The following is an 18,479-nucleotide window of genomic DNA, read 5'->3' as shown; positions in this document are numbered from 1 at the left end:
CGTATGTATAAGATCCTCTTTATATTCTTAACGCGAATATACGCCTACGCTTACTCTATTTGTTCAGCGCGGAACTCCAGGGTGATATTCCCATTATCTCCTTATCCTGAGCTTACACCATCCTCAGTTCGCTATATAAGGTGTGAAAAGGTACTTATCCCTATCTTCGTTTTTCTTAATAAATATGTTGTTTAAAATTATATGTAATAATGAGAAAAACGTCAAGCTTACACTGTTTCTTCTTTTTTCAACAGCTCGTCCACTTCGTCTTCTAACTCAATTAACTTATCCCAATCATCGTTGTTTAACATTTCAAGCTGTGTTTCTAACAGCATACGGAAACGAGTTCGGAATACTTTTGCTTGTTTCTTCAGCTCTTCAATATCAAAGGCAACTTTTCTTGATTTTACTAAAGCTTCGTTAATAATACGATCTGCATTCTTTTCAGCTTCACGTACAATTAATTTCGCTTCTTTTTGCGCATTACGTTTTACTTCTTCCGCTGCTTCTTGTGCTACAACAATCGATTTGTTTAACGTATCTTCAATATTAGAGAAATGATCTAACTTTCCTTCTAATTGCGCAACCTTTTCTTCTAAAGCTTTTTTCTCACGAATGACTAATTCATAATCTTTGATAATTTGATCAAGAAACTCGTTTACTTGATCTTCATCATAGCCACGGAATCCGCGACCAAATTCTTTGTTATGAATGTCTAATGGTGTTAACGGCACAACGCCACCTCCAAGTAGTTATCTAAATTTCCTCTTTCAATTATATCTTTTCTTCGACAAAATAGGAGGATTTCCTTCTAAAAAACCAATCATTTTAGTATACCATACAAAATTCTCCATTTGTCGCGTTTTGTTTTACCTTCTACAGAAAATAATTTACTTCGTCCGTATCCTCTTACAGAAAAAACATCTCCTGGATAACATTCATAAGAAGTTTGCTCCACTGTTTTCCAATTGACTTTCACTAAACCATTTTTTATTAAAGGTTGTACTTTCTGTCTGGATAAATGTAACATTTCAGCTAGCATAACATCTAAACGAAGTGAAGAAACCGTTCCAGATTTCTCTCCCCACGTTTCATGCATCTGCAGAATTTGTTCTCCTTGTATTGATGATAAGGAGACTTTTACTTTCCCTATTGATTGTAAGTTCATCTCAATGTACGATACGATTTCTTTCGCAACTATAATTTGGGCACGATTTTCTTGAAGCAAAATATCACCACATTTTTCTCTCGTTAAACCAAGAGACATGAATGTACCTAATATTTGCCGATGCTCTAGCGTATAAAACTTGGAAGGATAGTCAATTTCTAATACTTCTAATTGAAACTCTTCTTCATTTAATTCTAGATAATCTGGATAAATAATTGCTCTTTTACGCTCCGCGTGAGGCGTTGCACCATCGAATTGCACAGCAACATCTCCTTGTCCAATTACCATAGAAACAATTTGTTGCTGTCTTGGATCAAGGAAATCTGTTAATTTCACTTGATGGTACTCCGCCGTTCGCTTCCACTCTAACACTTTATCCACAAAGACCTCTTCATCTGGTCTGAAATGTTCGTAAATGCTCATGTATGTAACCTCTTATTATAAGAAATAGCCAAACAAACTGAACAAACCACTTTTAGCAAGTTTTAACGCAAAAATCGCAACGAGTGGAGAAATATCAATCATACCAAGCGGCGGAATAAATCTGCGGAATGGTTCTAAATACGGTTCACAAATTCGTGACAGGAAATCTCCAAAAGATGATTCCTTTGCACCAGGAAACCATGATAGGAGAATGTAAATAATAAGTGCCCACGAGTAAATCTCGAAAGCATAACTTAACACCATTAAAACTGTTGTCATGGCGTATTACCACCTCTTTATATTTGTTTCTTCTTCTTCACCGAATAACTCTGAAATTGCACCAACAATATCTACATTTTCAGGTGTACACATAAATGTTTTCGGTCCTATTTTTTGAATGTCCCCGCCTATAGCGTATACAGTACCACTTAAAAAGTCAACGATACGTACCGCTTGATCAGTAGACATTCTTTGTAAATTAATTACAACAGCTCGTCTACCTTTTAAATGGTCCGCAATCCCTTGCGCTTCCGAATATGTGCGTGGTTCTAATAAAACAACTTTTGAAGATTGCTTTGCCGTTTCAATGCTCACAACATTTTGTTTCGGTTGCGCTTTTGGAAACGTAACATCTTGTTGTTCTGGCGGATCTTGCTGCTTCTTCATGTCTGTTTGCTCCTTTTCATAGCTATATTGAGCTGCTTCTTTTTCTTCTGGTGTATCAAAAAAGAAGTATTTTACTTTTGACCAACTCATAATAAGATTCTCCTTCCTTTTACGCTTTTCCTACTAAAATCGTTCCCAAACGAATATATGTAGCACCTTCTTCAATTGCAATCGTGTAGTCATTGGACATCCCCATTGATAACTCTTTACATGGTGCATATGACAATCCTAGCCCCTGCACCTCTGTTTGTAGCACACGTAACTTTTTAAAGCAGCGACGAACCTCTTCCTCTTCTTCCGTAAATGGCGCCATCGTCATTAGTCCGACCACTTCAATCTTATCCAGTTCTTGCAAACTTTGAATAAAAGATATCGTCTCTTCTATTGCCAACCCTTGCTTCGATTCTTCAGGTGAGGTTTTCACTTGAAGAAAGCATTTCACTTTCTTATCGGCACGTTTTTGAATTTCTTTCGCCAAAGAAAGACGATCTAATGAATGTAAATAATCAATTTCATTAATGATTTCTTTTACTTTTCTCGTTTGTAATGAGCCAATAAAATGCCAATTAACTTTTGAGCCAAAATGCTCATATTTCTGTATGAAACCTTCATTTCTATTTTCACCTAAATCAATAATTCCAGCTTCAATTACTTCGTTTGTTTTTTCAATTCCTACAGTTTTTGTAACTGCAACGAGTTTAATATCTTGCAACGAACGTCCAGCTCGTGCGCAAGTTTCTTTAATAGCTTCGTTTACAATCACTAAATTTTCTTGTACTGTCATTTTCTTCCTTCCTCCTTAAAACCTATGAAACTCAACATTCTCCCTGTCTTTCCTTGATCACGACGATGAGAGAAAAATAGTTGTTCTTCACAGTTTGTACAAAGAGATGACATTACAATATGCTCTTCTTTTATACCTGCTTGTACACATAATATACGATTAATTTCTTTTAAATTAATTGCGTACTGCCCATCAGAAATTTTTTTATAGGGGACAGACCCGTTTACTACTTGCTGTGCTGCAGTTAATACTCTATCATCAACAACATAACAACAAGACCCTATTGCCGGTCCAATCGCAACATGAATTTCATCACTTGAAATCCCTTCTGCATTCCATTTTTGAATCATTTCATTTGCAATCTCTTTTACAGTCCCTTTCCATCCAGCATGCGCAAGTCCTATCATACCATGTGATGGTGCATAAAAATAGAGCGGAACACAATCCGCGTAACAAGACGTTAAAAGAACATCGTTACTAGTCGTATAAATGCCATCTGTTTTTGAAATGCCATCCTCATATGAATAGACACCTCTTCCTTTTTCTTGTTGTCCTACTTTTTCAACATGGTGATCATGAACTTGTTCAGAGCAAATCCAATTTTCCAATGGTTTTTGTAACTTATTTGCTAAAATGCGTCTGTTTTCATGAACGTTCTCCGCAATATCATTCACATGTAATCCTAAATTCATCGCATGAAAGGAGCCCGTACTTATCCCACCATCTTTTGTCGTAAATCCAGCAGTAATGTTTCCAAGTTCTTTCCACGCTTGTAAATACAGTATACCGTCCACATATTTAAATGGTTCTATCATAAAGCGGCTCCTTTTAATTAAAATAATATAAAAAAGCATGGTACTTCCTGTCTATTTTACCATACTTTTATTTTTTCATAATGCCAACAGAAAAAAAAGAGGAATTTGTAATATTCTTTATGAAATTGTCGGTGTTTGTATTGATTCTGTTACAGAATTAACAGGATTTACTCTTACAAGTATGACATCTTCCCCAATTTTCATAATTTCCTCCCATGGAATTACAATTTCTACGTCCTTTCCAAAAATACCAAGCATGCGTGCCTGTTTTGTAATGATAATAGACTGCACCTTTCCTGTGTTTATATCAATTTCAATATCTCCAATATTCCCTAACCTTTTTCCATCTGAAATGTTTATAACATCCTTCATCTGCAACTCCGAAATTCGTATCACTTTCATCCTCCCCCTTATATATGACAAATTTAAAAATGATGTTTCTCAAATTAACAGTATGCACCCTCTACTAAAATCCATATTATTTTTCATTATATGAACACCGTCTCCCTACTATGAGCGCAAATAAAAAGGTCTCACCATAAATGGTGAGACCTTATCCTTGAATCGTCTTATTCATTTGTTTAATAGCTGATTTCTCTAAGCGTGATACTTGAGCTTGAGAAATCCCAATTTCTTCTGCAACTTCCATTTGTGTCTTTCCTTGAAAGAAACGCTTTCGAATAATCATTTTCTCTCGATCATTTAAACGCTTCATTCCTTCTTTTAACGCTAATTCTTCGACCCACTGCTCGTCCTTTTGTTTTTCATCACTTAACTGATCCATAACAAAGATAGGATCTCCCCCATCGTTATAAATCGGCTCAAATAATGAAACCGGATCTTGAATCGCATCTAAAGCAAAAACAATTTCTTCATGGGTCACTTCAAGAACTTTTGCAATATCCATCGCTGTTGGTTCTTTTGAATTTTCTGCAATCAATTTTTCTCTTACTTGCAACGCTTTATACGCAATATCTCGTAACGAGCGAGATACGCGAATCGGATTGTTATCACGCAAATATCTGCGTATTTCCCCAATAATCATCGGCACAGCATACGTTGAAAATTTTACATTTTGGCCTAAATCAAAGTTATCAATCGATTTCATAAGTCCGATGCAACCAACTTGAAATAAATCGTCAACATACTCTCCTCTGTTATTAAATCTTTGGATGACGCTCAGTACAAGACGTAAGTTTCCATTCACTAATTTCTCTCTTGCGCTTATCTCTCCACTTTGCATTTCACGAAATAATTTACGCATCTCTTCATTTTTTAGTACTGGAAGTTTAGCTGTATCAACACCGCAAATTTCTACTTTGTTTCTCGTCAAAGTGTTCCCTCCTATCGGGAGTTGCTGTACAGTGTAAAGTATTTCCTTTGAAGGGGATTTTATGCATGTGGTTTTTTCTTCACTTTTCATTTTAGTTACCTTTTCTTGTACAACTAAACAGAATAAGACCAGCCTAGATAAAGGCTGGTCTTATTCTCTACACCATTTTATTAAATTCTTTTCGTAATCTTTTTATGATTCTTTTTTCTAAACGCGAAATGTATGACTGTGAAATTCCAAGCATATCTGCCACATCTTTTTGTGTCTTTTCTTCTTCTCCAGCAAGCCCGAACCGGAGCTCCATAATTTGTTTTTCCCGATCATTTAATTGATGCAATGCTTTCATTAGAAGGTGACGATCTACAGTAGCCTCTAAATCTTTTGTAATAATATCATCATCTGTACCTAATACATCGGATAACAACAGTTCATTCCCATCCCAATCAATGTTAAGCGGCTCATCAAAAGAGACTTCTGAACGATTTTTATTATTCCGACGCAAATGCATTAAAATTTCATTTTCTATACAACGCGATGCATATGTTGCTAATTTTATTTTCTTTTCTGGATTAAATGTATTTACCGCTTTAATAAGGCCGATTGTTCCTATGCTAATCAAATCTTCAATATTTATCCCTGTATTTTCAAACTTTCTTGCTATATATACAACTAGCCGTAAATTACGTTCTATAAGTAATGATCTTGCTGCCTGATCTCCCTTTGGCAATTTATTCAAAAGAACTTCTTCTTCTTCTTTCGTTAACGGTGGCGGTAGCGCTTCACTTCCACCGATGTAATAAATTTCATCGGTCTTAATTCCTAATTTCAGCAATACTTTATACCAAAGGTATACTAAATAAAATTTTAATTTCATCATATTATCCCGCCTCTCATAATTAAGCAATTACCATCTTTTGCGAAATCAACATTTTTGGGTGTACAATGCATTGATACTCTCCATTAGTAGACAGTTGTTGTGTATTTAACCCAATTAATACTTTGTTTACAACAATAGTGCTGCCTTCATGATCAACTTGCACACTATTCGGCTTAATTGCCCATAAAAATTGACTCTCTACTCCAACTGCGCGAAAAGGAATTAAACGTAATTTTGTCGCCCATCCAGAATCATTTTCTGGTATTTGAGGAATTTCTGTTTTGGAATAAATTTGTTCTGTTAACCAAGCTGGCAAACAATGTTCTAATGATGAAATATGCATAATCATAACGGGTGTTTTTGTTAATGGGTCGTACAGTTGATTCCCACTGTCAATTAAACCTGCTAGTTCTAATTCTTCTTCAGCTAATTGAATTTTCACTTTTACGATTTGATCGTAGTGTATTTTCGTAACCTCTACGCTTTCAATACGCTTTTTAGAAAAATAATAGATTACTGGAAAACCAAAAATAACAAATAACCAACTAATTGGATCGCCGTAAGAAATGGATTGAGATTGAACCAATCCATTTACCATTTCATTTGTTTGCAAAAAGAAATGCGTTCCAATTAATCCTCCGCCAACCATAAAGGTGACAAAGTAAAAAGTTAAAACAGTTTGTGTATAATTTCTAAACGTTGTAAACCCAAATGCTGTATACACAATAAGTAACGAGTACAGTAGTTTCATAATAGGATGTGTCATCATAGAAGCAAAAGGAGTAAAGGCAAAAATAACAATGGTTGAACCTATAAATGCCCCTAACACAAGCCTCCATCTCTTGATCTTCTTTTTTAACACGGTAGCTGTTAATAAAAGTAAAAGAAAATCAATGCAGGCGTTTAACAACCAAACAATGTCGGCGTAAACAACCAAACAATTCACCTCTTTTTTTAAGTTGAGACTAGTATAATGCATATCCAATAGGAAAGTGTGTCAATTTGCGGAGGTGTTTTTTTGTTATTTTGTGATTTCTAGACATAATCTGTCGGTAAAAAATAAAAGTATAGTTTCATAGCGTGATACACTTTTATTTTTTATAAACAGATTAACTGAACTATAACTACGGCTATAAAGCAAAACTGGAATTAATGATATGTAAAAAACGAATTTCACAGGTAGTTAATGCGCAGTAAATTGAAATATACGAAATAAAAAAAGACCTGCTTAGCAGATCTTTTCCATTTAGAAAACAAAAAAGGAGCATGAAAGCTCCTTTTCTTTTATCGTCTACGACGGTTACGTAAAAATGCTGGAATATCGATGTCATCTGAGTCTGAATGGCGCTCATGTACAACCGGCTCTTCACGCTTCATTTCACGTTTTACTTCACGTTGTTTTGAAGGTTGAGCTACTGGTTGTTGCTGTTGCGTGTGATTCGAAGTCGGACGAATAATTGGTTTTGGTGGTTGAGTTGCAATGCTGTCATCAAAACCAGTTGCAATTACAGTTACAACGATATCATCTTTTAATCCTTCATTAATAACAGAACCGAAGATCATATTTACTTCTGGATCAGAAGCCGAAGCTACAATATCTGCCGCTTCTTGTACTTCATATAAGCTTAAGTTAGCTCCACCCGTAATGTTCATAATAACACCTTGAGCTCCATCAATAGATGTTTCTAATAATGGACTAGAAATCGCTTTTTTCGCAGCTTCAGCAGCACGATTTTCCCCATTACCAGAACCGATACCCATTAAAGCAGAACCTCTATTAGACATAATTGTCTTTACGTCTGCAAAGTCTAAGTTAATTAAACCTGGTGTTGCAATTAAATCAGAAATACCTTGAACACCTTGACGTAATACGTTATCCGCTTCACGGAACGCTTCTAACATCGGCGTATTTTTATCAACAATCTCTAATAAGCGATCGTTTGGAATTACAATTAACGTATCTACATTTTCTTTAAATGCTGCAATACCAGATGCTGCTTGCGTTGCGCGCTTACGGCCTTCAAATGTAAATGGACGTGTTACAACACCAACTGTTAATGCGCCTAGTTCTTTTGCAACTTGAGCAACAACTGGAGCTGCACCAGTTCCAGTTCCGCCGCCCATACCAGCTGTTACGAAGACCATATCCGCACCACGAAGTGCTTCTTGGATTTGCTCTTTACTTTCTTCTGCAGCTTTTTTCCCTACTTCAGGGTTTGCGCCTGCACCAAGTCCGCGCGTTAATTTTCCACCAATTTGCATTTTTGTTTCAGCTTTTGATAGATTTAATGCTTGTGCATCAGTATTCACAGCGATAAAGTCTACACCTTGTACACCGTGTTCAATCATACGGTTTACAGCATTGTTTCCGCCACCGCCGACACCGATAACTTTTATATTCGCTAATTGATCTTGAGTAGTATCAAACTCTAACATGTCGAAATCCCCCTAGAACCTCATTTTTCGTGTCCAATTTTAATCCCATAAATAACGGAATACACGTTTTACTTTTGACATCATACGGTCATCATTTTGATTATTATTGTTTTGATTACGAGTTTTTTGTTTCGCAGGTTGCTGTTGTACCGGCATTGGTGCAGGTACTGGTTCAAAATGCTCTTGCTTTTCCTGCACGTTTTTTCCACGTAATTTAGCTTTTTGATAAGAGTGTTTAATTAATCCAACTCCAATTGTATATTGAGGCTCACGCACACCAATATAATCAGGAGTCGCTATACGAACATTTTCATGTAAAATATCATATGCAAGATCAAGAACACCTGGCATAGAAGCAATTCCGCCAGTTAGTACATAACCAGAAGCAACTTGTTTGATTCCTAACTTACGTACTTCTTCTTGAACAAACATTAAAATTTCCTCTACACGAGCCTCGATAATGTCAGATAATTCCAATTGTGAATACTGTTCTGTTTGATCACTTCCCATGATAGGAACCGTAAACATTTCTTCTTCAGATGCTGTATCATAAAAAGCATGTCCATATTTCAACTTAATTTGATCTGCATTTTCTGTTGAAGTTTTCAATCCAATCGCAATATCCTTCGTTATATGGTCCCCACCTAATGGCAATACGCTCGTCGCTTGTAACTCTCCATCTTTAAAAATAGATAACGTTGTAGAACCTCCCCCAATATCAACAAGGGCTACACCTCTATTTTTTTCATCTGAAGATATAGCAACTGTCGCAGCTGCTAACGGTTGAAGACAAATATCAACAATTTCAAGACCTGCTTTTTCTACACAACGAAGTAGGTTATGTAGTAAAGTTCTCGAGCCTGTAATAAGTGTACCTTCCATTTCTAATCTTACACCGATCATCCCGCGTGGATCGTTAATCTCGTCAAGACCGTCTACGATGAACTGTCGAGGTACCACATCAATAAACTCACGTTCAGGAGCAATTGACACAACTTGTGCTGCATCTAGAACGCGTAAGACATCTTCATTCCCGATTTCACGATCTTCATTTGAAACAGCGACTACTCCGTGACAAGGAAGTAGCTGTACCTGGTTTGCATTGACACCTACTACAACTTGCTCAATGTGGATTCCCACCATGCGCTCAGCTTGTTCAATTGCTTTTTTAATTGATCGAACAGTCTCGTCTATATCAACTATCGATCCCTTCTTTAAACCATTTGATTTTACATTTCCAACACCAATAATGTTTAAGCTGTCATTAACCATTTCACCAATGATGACTTTAACATTGGATGTACCGATGTCAAGACTAACATATATTTCATTGCTGTTCATTCTTTGGCACCTCCTTCTTTATTTATACCATACAACTCAATATATGGAACAACAATCGCAACTTTACTATTTATAAGAAAAATATTCAACGTCTTTATACGTTTCCCTTTTTTAACCCTATATTTTTCTTATTTTTATTTAACATTCATTTAAGAATATCGCAGTAAACTGTGAATAACTGCTTATCTTGAAATAATTCTATTTCAAGTGTAAAGATTACCGCCAAGTATAAGTCTACACTAAGATGTACTCATAGAAAAGTGAAACTTGTACCAATCCTAGTATGAATCTACGAATTTTTACATATTTTTCATCAAATGAACCATTCTTGTAAATTCATATGCTTACAATAGAACATCTGTTTCGTTTTTCTATAATAACGTAGCGAAAACTACCGTTCTATTCTTTTTTTTCTTCTGCTCCTAACTCTTTCGTATATGCTCCTACTTCTAAGTCAATTAATACCTTCTTACCTGGTTCAATTGTTTTTAAAATAAGAGGATAAGCCTCCATACGCTTTGCGAAATTTTGAATGGTAGTGCTCACTTCATACCCTTCATTCATATATAAAGTAAGATGGTCTTCATTCGCATTTGTAGGTGAATAACGGATTTCAGAAATGGATCTTAAAATAGTCGGTGTTAATTTTTCTAACTCAGCAATTAACTCTTTCATTTTTTCCTCTTTAAAAGGTTCAAAAATCGGTGCTGCAACAGGAAGTTTTCCGTTCGGGAGTACATCAAGTGTTTTCCCATTTTCCAACAACGGTTGTAATTTTCCATCTTTGTTTATATAACCAATCGTTACATACTCTTCAATATGAACATCAATTTTGTTCGGAAAACGTTTTTTTACATTTACTGCTTTAATTTCTTTTCGTTTCGTTAAGTTTTCTTCTGCTTTATGTGCTGTCACTCGGAAATAACTTGTATCATATGTCACACCTGATTCCTTCATCACTTGTTCATCTGTCATATAATGATTTCCAAGTACACTTATCTTTTTTATATTACTAAGCGGAGACCGAAAATAAATTAAAAAGAGTACTAATAAAAATAAAATTGATATGTATAAAATCAATCGATGATTAACATTTTTTTTGTTTTTGTTTTTTTTCTTTTGATTTTTCAACTTTGGTACACGATCTTGTAGTTTAATCACTTTACTATTTTTCATGTACGATCCCCCTATGTAACATAAAGAACGGCATGTTCCTCATGCCGTTCTTATCTTCTTATTATAACATAAATGATAATGAGCGGAACGAATAACCGTTATCTTCCAATGATTTCTACTTCTGTATGCATATCTATACCGAATTTATCCTTAATCGTATGTTTTATCAATGCGATTAAGGATAATACATCTTGCGCTGATGCCCCTCCAGTATTAACAATAAAATTCCCGTGCATTTCAGAAATTTGGGCTCCACCTATTTGATAACCACGAAGCCCCGCTTTTTCTACTAAATTTCCTGCAAATTCTGGGAGGGGATTTCGAAATACACTTCCTGCACAAGGATGATTCCACGGCTGTGTTTCGCGGCGGTAATCTTTATTCTTTTGCATGTTTCTTACAATTTCCTCACGCTTTCCTACCTGTAATTGAAACTCCGCTTCCAAAACAATACCAGGACGTTTCGTTTGTAATACAGATGTACGATAAGAAAATTCCATTTCTCTATTCATCAACCACTCAATTGTTCCGTTTTCAAATAGAATAAGAGCCTTTGATAACACATTTGATATATCTGATTTATGTGCACCTGCATTCATATACACTGCGCCACCAACACTCCCTGGAATACCACTTGCAAATTCCAGTCCAGCTAACCCTTGGCGACTAAGTAAAGTTGACAATTTAATAAGGGGATATCCACCACCAACTCTTACTCTATGGTTTTCGACCTCTAAGTGGTCTAATCCTTCTCCTAAACGAATAACGACACCTTCTATCCCTTTATCAGATACGAGAAGGTTTGAACCTCGACCAATTACAGTCCACTTTGTTTTATATTGCTTTACTAGCTGCAATGTCTTCTCAATACTGGTAACATGCTTTGGCACAATTAAAATATCAGCTGGTCCACCTATTTTCATAGTAGTGTAACGCGCTAACGGTTCGTTAACTAATACTCGACCAACATTTGCTTTTATAAGCTCATTTACTAATTGTTCCATAAACGATCTCCCCCATATTAAGTCTCCTTATTACAGTAGTATGCAGGGCGTTCACCTAACGTTATTTTTTCACAAGCTTATTCATTACTTCGTACAACTTATTTGCCGCATTTGGAATACCTAATTGCTTAGCAGCTAGCTTCATATTTTGTAATGTTTGTGCATCTAATAAAATCTCATCAATATCACGAATTAGCGTTTCAGACGTTAAATCTTTTTCAAGTAGCATTTTTGCTGCTCCTTTATCAACAACTGAACGTGCATTTTTTTCCTGATGGTTATTTGTTACGTATGGACTCGGAATTAACACACTTGGCTTACCTAACGCTGTTAATTCTGCAAGTGTTGTTGCCCCCGCTCTTGAAACAACAAGATCTACACCTGTAAGTACTTCTGGCATGTTATGAATAAAAGGTTTAATGATAACATTATCTGGATTCCCCTTTTGCTTCACCGCTTCCATCACTTTGTCATAATGTACTTCACCTGTTACATACAAAATTTCGTAGCTTTTATTCCCAAATTGTTCTATCGCCTCTACAAAGGCGTCGTTAATCGGTCTAGCCCCACGACTCCCTCCGAAAATAAGTACGGATTTTTTAGGAAGAGATAAACCTACTGAACGCTTTCCTTTCATTCCATTTTGATCCATTACTTCTGAAGCTCGTGGATTACCTGTCATAACCACTTTTGACTGTGGAAAATGTTCTGTCGCTGCTTCAAAACAAACAGCAACTTTATCAACATAACGACTTAAAAATTTGTTCGTTACACCTGGTACACTATTCTGTTCATGTACAATAGTTGGAATACCTAATTTTGCTGCAGCATACACAACTGGGCCACATACATATCCACCCGTTCCAATCACAATGTCCGGATTAAAACGACGGATATATCGTTTACTATCTTGTACACCCTTTAGGAAACGCATTACTGTTTTCACATTATCTAACGATATTTTTCTTTTAAATCCACTTATAACAATAGACTGAAACGGTATACCTGCTTTTGGAACAATTGTACTCTCCAATCCATTTTCTGTACCAATATATAAAAACCTTGCTTCTGGATTTAACTTTTTTATTTCTCTAATTAAAGCAAGAGCCGGATAAATATGACCTCCAGTACCCCCACCACTTACTAATACACGCACTACTAACTCCTCCGCTTCTCATTTCTTATTTCAATCGTATTTATTTCTATATACATATTGTATTTTCACGCACATACGAAAAACCCTGTCTTATAAACAGGGTTTAGTAGCGAGAATGGCGACTTATATTTAATAATACACCTACCGCCATTAACATTAATGTTAAACTTGATCCACCATAACTTAAAAACGGCAAAGTAATACCCGTAACAGGCATCAGTCCTGTTACAACACCAACATTAATCATTACTTGAATCGCAATCATCGCCACAATACCTACTGCTAAAAACGTACCATATAAATCTGGCGCTCCTAATGCGATACGAATCCCGCGCCATAATAATAGACTAAATAATAATAACACAAATGAACCACCAATAAAACCTAATTCCTCGGATAAGATTGCAAATATAAAGTCTGTTTGTGGTTCAGGTAAATAAAGAAATTTTTGTCTACTTTGTCCAAGTCCAAGCCCGAATAATCCACCAGGTCCAATTGCGAGTAATGATTGGATAATTTGAAATCCACTTCCAAGCGGATCTGACCACGGATCTAAATATGATGTAATGCGTTTCATTCGATACGGTGCTGATACAATTAACCCTACAAATCCTGCTACACCAAGCAAACCAAACATTGCAAAGTGAAAGACCCTTGCTCCCGAAATAAATATCATAATGATACATGTCCCAACCATTACCGTCCCTGTACCAAGGTCTGGCTGTAACATAATCATCCCAAAAGCAAGAAACACAAAACTAAGAGCCGGTAATAAACCACGTTTAAAAGATGTAATTAATTTTTGCCGTTCCGCTAAAAATTTTGCCAAGAAAATTATCATCGCAAACTTCATAAACTCTGACGGTTGAATCGAAAATGCTCCGATTCCAATCCAACTTCGTGCTCCCCCTCGAACAAGACCAACTCCTGGAATAAGAACGAGAATAAGAAGAATGAAACAAACTAGCAAAATTACTTTTGAATACGTACGCCACACCCAATAATCAATTTTCATAATCAAAAACATAGCCACTACACCAAGACCTGCAAACAGTAATTGTCTTTTTGCAAAAAAGAATGAGTCCCCCATTTTATAAGAGGCCCAAACTGCACTCGCACTGTAAACCATAATCATTCCGATTGTCAACAACGAAAGTGTAACGATGATGAGAATAAAATCAGGCGATTTCTTCATTACCCATAAACACCACCTCTTTAGGCAGAACCTTTTGCCCTATGTAACAAAACATCAGTAGGTGTTAGCCTACTGATGTTTTGATTTACTTTATATAAGTTTATGCACAGCTTGTATAAAAATGTCTCCTCTTTCTTCAAATGTTTTAAATTGATCCCAGCTTGCACATGCTGGAGAAAGAAGAATAACATCGCCGTCTGTAGAATGAGCATAAGCTTTCACAACTGCTTCTTCTAAAGTATCGACACTTTCAATTATATCTAATCCGGCTTTCCCTGCTGCCCTTACTAATTTTGGTGCTGTTTGTCCAAATGTTACAATCGCTTTTACATTTTTGAAATATGGAATTAAATCATCGAATTCATTTCCACGATCAAGCCCACCTGCTAGTAACACAATCGGTTGTGCAAACGCAGATAATGCTTTCTCAGTTGCTAGCATATTCGTCGCTTTCGAGTCATTATAAAACTTACGATTGTTAAGAGTTGTTACATATTCTAAACGATGTTTTACACCTGTAAAACGTTTTAACACTACCGTAATCGCTTCGTTAGAAACACCTAACAATTTCGCAATACTCATCGCAGCTAAAATATTTTCTAAATTATGCTGACCTGGTAAAACGATATCACTTACTTCAACAACTTTTTCCCCTTTAAAATAAAGAGCATTGTCTTTTATATACGCACCATCTTCAATTTCTTTCGTTGTCGAAAACAATACTTTTTGTCCTTTAGTATTCACAGATAAGGCCATCACATCTGCATCATCTGCATTTATTACACTATAATCGTTTTCTGTTTGGTTTTTAAAAATATTTGCTTTTGCTAAACCATATTCCTTCTTCGTCCCATGATAATCTAAGTGGGCTTCAAATAAGTTTAAAAACGCAGCAATTTTAGGCTGGAATGATTCTACTCCCATCAATTGGAACGATGAAAGTTCTGTAACTACAACTTCATTTTCTTTTGCATCCTGCGCTACTTCACAAGCTACAGTTCCTATGTTTCCTGCAATAACAGGATGCTTTTGTCCTTCTTTTAACATTTCAAATGTAAGCATTGTCGTTGTCGTTTTACCGTTAGATCCCGTAATTCCAACAAATGGAGCTTCTGAAATACGATATGCTAATTCCACTTCTGTCACTATTGGAATTTGCTTTTCTTTCGCAGCAACTAATATTGGATTAGAATACGGAATCCCCGGATTTTTTACAACAAGTGAGATATTTCTCTCTAACAATTCTAAAGGATGACCGCCACATACAACGTCCATTCCTTTCGCTTGCAATTCTGCAGCAAGTACATTTTCTGCTAAAGGCTTTCCGTCATTTACAATAACATTTGCCCCTAATTTTTGTAACAAGGTAGCTGCTGCATAACCACTTTTTGCAATGCCTAGTACAAGAATATTTTTATTTTGAAATTCAGTTACAGTTTTCAATTACATCCACACCCCGATATAAATTCCTAACACAGCTAATAAAAATCCTACAGACCAAAACGTTACCACGACGCGCCACTCTGACCAACCACATAATTCATAATGGTGATGTAATGGACTCATTTTAAAGACACGTTTTCCTGTTGTTTTAAACGAAATAACTTGAATAATAACAGATAAAGTTTCCGCTACGAATACGCCGCCAATAATTACAAGTAGCAATTCTTGTTTTAATAAAATTGCTACAGCTGCGATGGCACCACCTAAAGCTAAGGAACCTGTGTCTCCCATAAATACTTTTGCTGGATTCGCATTGAACACTAGAAATCCAAGTACAGCTCCTACAACCGCCATACAGAATATTGCTACTCCAAATTGCTCTTGTGCTACAGCAATAATACTAAACGCCCCAAATGCAATAGCAGCTGTTCCTGATAATAAACCATCTAAACCGTCAGTTAAGTTAACTGCATTTGATCCACCAATAAGCATAAATAGTACAAGTACAAAATACGCCCAACCTAATTCAAACTTAACATCCGTTCCCGGAATCATAATGTATGTGTGAAACGCTTGCCCTTTTCCAATTAAAAAGAACGCAATAGCAATAACAAGCTGACCTACTAATTTTTGTTTTGATGTTAACCCAAGATTTCTTTTCTTAACTACCTTTATGTAGTCATCTAAAAATCCAATCAGTCCGTAACCAAACGTCACTAATAGTAATAACGATACCTCTGCACCTAAATGATTAAACTTAATCGCCATAATAAGTGAAGTTACCATCATAGATACATATATGACAATACCACCCATTGTCGGTGTCCCTGATTTTTTTTGATGTGACTTTGGTCCCTCATCACGAATACTCTGTCCGAACTTTAATTTTCTTAAAAATGGAATAAACAATGGCGATAGGGCAACAGAAATTAAGAATGCTACCCCAGCCGTTACTAATAAACCTTGCTCAAGCACATGTAGTCCTCCTCTCACGTTGTTACTCTTCGTTGTTTAAACGCTCTGTAATTGCTTCTTTAGCGACTTCACGATCGTCAAAATGATGAACATCTTTACCAATAATTTGATACGTTTCATGACCCTTACCAGCAATGATGATGATATCTTCAGCTTTCGCGTTAGAAATTGCATGGTATATCGCTTCTTTTCTATCAATAATCACTTCATAATTATTCCCATTTGCACCCTGTACCATATCATCTAAAATAGCTCCTGGCTCTTCACTTCTTGGATTATCTGAAGTGTAAATTGCGTGAGTTGCATATTTTGTTGCAACACTTGCCATGATTGGTCTCTTCGTTCGATCTCTATCACCGCCACAACCGACGATGCAATATACGTCACCTTTTGCAAATTGTTTTGCTGTTTTCAATACATTCTCTAAGCTATCTGGTGTATGTGCATAATCAACAATAACTGTATAATTTTGTCCACCATCAACTACTTCAAAACGTCCTGGAACTCCAGCTAGTTTCTTTATCACATCAATGACAGTTTCTAAACTTACACCAGAAACAAGTCCTGCCGCTGTTGCCGCTAGTACGTTATATACATTAAATTTCCCAATCAATTTCATCGTAACATTTACACTTTCATACGGTGTTACAAGCGTGAACGTAGTTCCACCACTTGTCATAACGATATCTTTTGCCATAATATCACTTGTTGTATCAATTCCATACGTTACAACAGTTGCTGCAGTACTTCTCATATATTCCGCTGTTACAGCATCATCGTTATTCAGTACCGCGTATTTTTCACGATTATGATTATAACTATTGCCAAGTTGTGCAAATAGCAATCCTTTTGCATGTTTATATTCTTCCATCGTTTTATGATAGTCTAAATGATCTTGTGTTAAATTTGTAAACACCGCTACATCGTAATCACATCCGTGTACACGACCAAGATCTAAAGCATGTGACGAAACTTCCATTACTGTGCTATCCACACCGTATTCAACCATTTTTGAAAATGTCTGTTGAAGTGTTAGTGCATCTGGCGTTGTATTTTTCACCTCAAATGTTTCATCACCGATTTTCATATTAATCGTTCCAATTAGCCCCGTTTTATGACCATGTGCGCGCATAATCTCATCCATAATATGCGATGTTGTTGTCTTTCCATTTGTACCTGTAATTCCGATTAAATGTAACTTGTGTGTTGGTTGACCATAAAAATAATCAGCTAAAACCGCTAACGAACGAAAAGTGTTTTTCACAAGTACAACTGGAACGTCAACATCAATTGGTCTTTCCGCAACAATAGCAGCCGCTCCTTGTGCCGCTGCTTGCTTAGCAAAATCATGGCTATCAACCGTATATCCTTTCATACATACAAATAAGCTTCCCTCTTTCACTTTACGTGAATCAGCTTCTATAGATGTGATTTCTGGATTTTCTTTTGGAACAACTGGAAAATCATGCAAACATGATACAAGTGTATGCAACTTCATTTCACTAAACCCTCTCTACATTGTGTATTTATCTCTTTTTCAATAAGCAACACGCTACCTCCTAATTATGTAAAATAGGAGGTAAGTGCTACTGCGTCTAATAAATAGACCTATTTATAACTGAGACTCTTACGGCCTCAAATTAAGTAACTCTTCTATAAAGAACTCACTTCCACCAATTGTACCATA

General features: G+C 36.1%; 19 protein-coding genes and 1 other annotated feature (1 of these 20 only partly in view). All 19 genes read right to left on the bottom strand.

The annotated features are described in order from the left end of the window. Positions 1 to 176 (bottom strand) — a binding site (T-box leader) (it extends 48 nt beyond the left edge of the window). Positions 177 to 227: 51 nt separating this feature from the next. Next, a complete protein-coding gene (gene divIVA / locus EUC40_RS07590; protein ID WP_001131611.1) occupies positions 228 to 734 on the bottom strand; it encodes a septum site-determining protein DivIVA in 507 nt (168 codons plus the stop codon). Between the two features lie 89 nt (positions 735 to 823). Then, entirely contained in the window at positions 824 to 1,591 is a 768-nt protein-coding gene (locus tag EUC40_RS07585) for a YlmH family RNA-binding protein (protein WP_156574282.1), read from the bottom strand. A 15-nt stretch (positions 1,592 to 1,606) separates the two neighbouring features. Beyond that, a complete protein-coding gene (locus EUC40_RS07580) occupies positions 1,607 to 1,870 on the bottom strand; it encodes a YggT family protein (protein WP_000214325.1) in 264 nt (87 codons plus the stop codon). Between the two features lie 6 nt (positions 1,871 to 1,876). Next, on the bottom strand, positions 1,877 to 2,347 hold the full coding sequence (locus EUC40_RS07575; protein ID WP_000119137.1) for a cell division protein SepF: 471 nt from the start codon (positions 2,345 to 2,347) through the stop codon (positions 1,877 to 1,879). A gap of 19 nt (positions 2,348 to 2,366) precedes the next feature. Beyond that, complete coding sequence (locus EUC40_RS07570) at positions 2,367 to 3,041, bottom strand: YggS family pyridoxal phosphate-dependent enzyme (RefSeq protein WP_156574280.1); 675 nt, start codon at positions 3,039 to 3,041, stop codon at positions 2,367 to 2,369. Further along, on the bottom strand, positions 3,038 to 3,856 hold the full coding sequence (pgeF, locus tag EUC40_RS07565) for a peptidoglycan editing factor PgeF (RefSeq protein ID WP_156574278.1): 819 nt from the start codon (positions 3,854 to 3,856) through the stop codon (positions 3,038 to 3,040). Before pgeF ends, EUC40_RS07570 begins: the two co-directional genes overlap by 4 nt. A gap of 117 nt (positions 3,857 to 3,973) precedes the next feature. Further along, positions 3,974 to 4,258 (bottom strand): YlmC/YmxH family sporulation protein, encoded by a 285-nt coding sequence (locus EUC40_RS07560; RefSeq protein ID WP_151624387.1) that lies wholly within the window; start codon positions 4,256 to 4,258, stop codon positions 3,974 to 3,976. A gap of 151 nt (positions 4,259 to 4,409) precedes the next feature. Further along, the gene (gene sigG, locus EUC40_RS07555; protein WP_000197755.1) at positions 4,410 to 5,189 is read right to left on the bottom strand and encodes an RNA polymerase sporulation sigma factor SigG; all 780 of its coding nucleotides are present in this window, start codon (positions 5,187 to 5,189) and stop codon (positions 4,410 to 4,412) included. A 157-nt stretch (positions 5,190 to 5,346) separates the two neighbouring features. After that, a complete protein-coding gene (gene sigE / locus EUC40_RS07550) occupies positions 5,347 to 6,066 on the bottom strand; it encodes an RNA polymerase sporulation sigma factor SigE (RefSeq protein WP_000976947.1) in 720 nt (239 codons plus the stop codon). 19 nt (positions 6,067 to 6,085) lie between these two features. Beyond that, positions 6,086 to 7,003 (bottom strand): sigma-E processing peptidase SpoIIGA, encoded by a 918-nt coding sequence (gene spoIIGA / locus EUC40_RS07545; protein WP_156574276.1) that lies wholly within the window; start codon positions 7,001 to 7,003, stop codon positions 6,086 to 6,088. A 347-nt stretch (positions 7,004 to 7,350) separates the two neighbouring features. Next, complete coding sequence (ftsZ, locus tag EUC40_RS07540) at positions 7,351 to 8,502, bottom strand: cell division protein FtsZ (protein ID WP_000888989.1); 1,152 nt, start codon at positions 8,500 to 8,502, stop codon at positions 7,351 to 7,353. 39 nt (positions 8,503 to 8,541) lie between these two features. Continuing rightward, positions 8,542 to 9,843 carry a cell division protein FtsA gene (ftsA, locus tag EUC40_RS07535; protein ID WP_097904423.1) on the bottom strand — a complete coding sequence of 434 codons (1,302 nt, stop codon included), beginning with the start codon at positions 9,841 to 9,843 and terminating at the stop codon, positions 8,542 to 8,544. A gap of 399 nt (positions 9,844 to 10,242) precedes the next feature. Then, the gene (divIB, locus tag EUC40_RS07530) at positions 10,243 to 11,019 is read right to left on the bottom strand and encodes a cell division protein DivIB (RefSeq protein ID WP_000798220.1); all 777 of its coding nucleotides are present in this window, start codon (positions 11,017 to 11,019) and stop codon (positions 10,243 to 10,245) included. Positions 11,020 to 11,117: 98 nt separating this feature from the next. Then, complete coding sequence (murB, locus tag EUC40_RS07525) at positions 11,118 to 12,023, bottom strand: UDP-N-acetylmuramate dehydrogenase (RefSeq protein ID WP_071713195.1); 906 nt, start codon at positions 12,021 to 12,023, stop codon at positions 11,118 to 11,120. A gap of 61 nt (positions 12,024 to 12,084) precedes the next feature. Then, entirely contained in the window at positions 12,085 to 13,179 is a 1,095-nt protein-coding gene (gene murG, locus EUC40_RS07520) for an undecaprenyldiphospho-muramoylpentapeptide beta-N-acetylglucosaminyltransferase (protein ID WP_156574273.1), read from the bottom strand. 103 nt (positions 13,180 to 13,282) lie between these two features. Continuing rightward, on the bottom strand, positions 13,283 to 14,374 hold the full coding sequence (gene spoVE, locus EUC40_RS07515; RefSeq protein WP_000749496.1) for a stage V sporulation protein E: 1,092 nt from the start codon (positions 14,372 to 14,374) through the stop codon (positions 13,283 to 13,285). 90 nt (positions 14,375 to 14,464) lie between these two features. Next, a complete protein-coding gene (murD, locus tag EUC40_RS07510) occupies positions 14,465 to 15,817 on the bottom strand; it encodes a UDP-N-acetylmuramoyl-L-alanine--D-glutamate ligase (protein ID WP_071713194.1) in 1,353 nt (450 codons plus the stop codon). Next, the gene (gene mraY / locus EUC40_RS07505) at positions 15,818 to 16,792 is read right to left on the bottom strand and encodes a phospho-N-acetylmuramoyl-pentapeptide-transferase (RefSeq protein ID WP_071713193.1); all 975 of its coding nucleotides are present in this window, start codon (positions 16,790 to 16,792) and stop codon (positions 15,818 to 15,820) included. It abuts the gene before it with no gap. A gap of 22 nt (positions 16,793 to 16,814) precedes the next feature. Beyond that, a complete protein-coding gene (murE, locus tag EUC40_RS07500) occupies positions 16,815 to 18,290 on the bottom strand; it encodes a UDP-N-acetylmuramoyl-L-alanyl-D-glutamate--2,6-diaminopimelate ligase (RefSeq protein ID WP_071713192.1) in 1,476 nt (491 codons plus the stop codon). Between the last annotated feature and the right edge of the window lie 189 nt (positions 18,291 to 18,479).

The organism is Bacillus luti, from assembly GCF_009739945.1.
GTDB lineage: Bacteria > Bacillota > Bacilli > Bacillales > Bacillaceae_G > Bacillus_A > Bacillus_A luti.
Note: the sequence above shows the minus strand (reverse complement) of the source record. Positions and strands in the feature narration are given on the sequence as shown.

Excerpts from the sequence above, each read along its gene's own strand:
- EUC40_RS07575 (WP_000119137.1), bottom strand. The coding sequence starts at position 2,347 with ATGAGTTGGTCAAAAGTAAAATACTTCTTTTTTGATACACCAGAAGAA.
- pgeF (WP_156574278.1), bottom strand. The coding sequence starts at position 3,856 with ATGATAGAACCATTTAAATATGTGGACGGTATACTGTATTTACAAGCG.
- EUC40_RS07570 (WP_156574280.1), bottom strand. The coding sequence starts at position 3,041 with ATGACAGTACAAGAAAATTTAGTGATTGTAAACGAAGCTATTAAAGAA.
- EUC40_RS07585 (WP_156574282.1), bottom strand. The coding sequence starts at position 1,591 with ATGAGCATTTACGAACATTTCAGACCAGATGAAGAGGTCTTTGTGGAT.
- ftsA (WP_097904423.1), bottom strand. The coding sequence starts at position 9,843 with ATGAACAGCAATGAAATATATGTTAGTCTTGACATCGGTACATCCAAT.
- divIB (WP_000798220.1), bottom strand. The coding sequence starts at position 11,019 with ATGAAAAATAGTAAAGTGATTAAACTACAAGATCGTGTACCAAAGTTG.
- spoVE (WP_000749496.1), bottom strand. The coding sequence starts at position 14,374 with ATGAAGAAATCGCCTGATTTTATTCTCATCATCGTTACACTTTCGTTG.
- murE (WP_071713192.1), bottom strand. The coding sequence starts at position 18,290 with ATGAAGTTGCATACACTTGTATCATGTTTGCATGATTTTCCAGTTGTT.
- murB (WP_071713195.1), bottom strand. The coding sequence starts at position 12,023 with ATGGAACAATTAGTAAATGAGCTTATAAAAGCAAATGTTGGTCGAGTA.
- sigE (WP_000976947.1), bottom strand. The coding sequence starts at position 6,066 with ATGATGAAATTAAAATTTTATTTAGTATACCTTTGGTATAAAGTATTG.
- EUC40_RS07560 (WP_151624387.1), bottom strand. The coding sequence starts at position 4,258 with ATGAAAGTGATACGAATTTCGGAGTTGCAGATGAAGGATGTTATAAAC.
- ftsZ (WP_000888989.1), bottom strand. The coding sequence starts at position 8,502 with ATGTTAGAGTTTGATACTACTCAAGATCAATTAGCGAATATAAAAGTT.
- EUC40_RS07580 (WP_000214325.1), bottom strand. The coding sequence starts at position 1,870 with ATGACAACAGTTTTAATGGTGTTAAGTTATGCTTTCGAGATTTACTCG.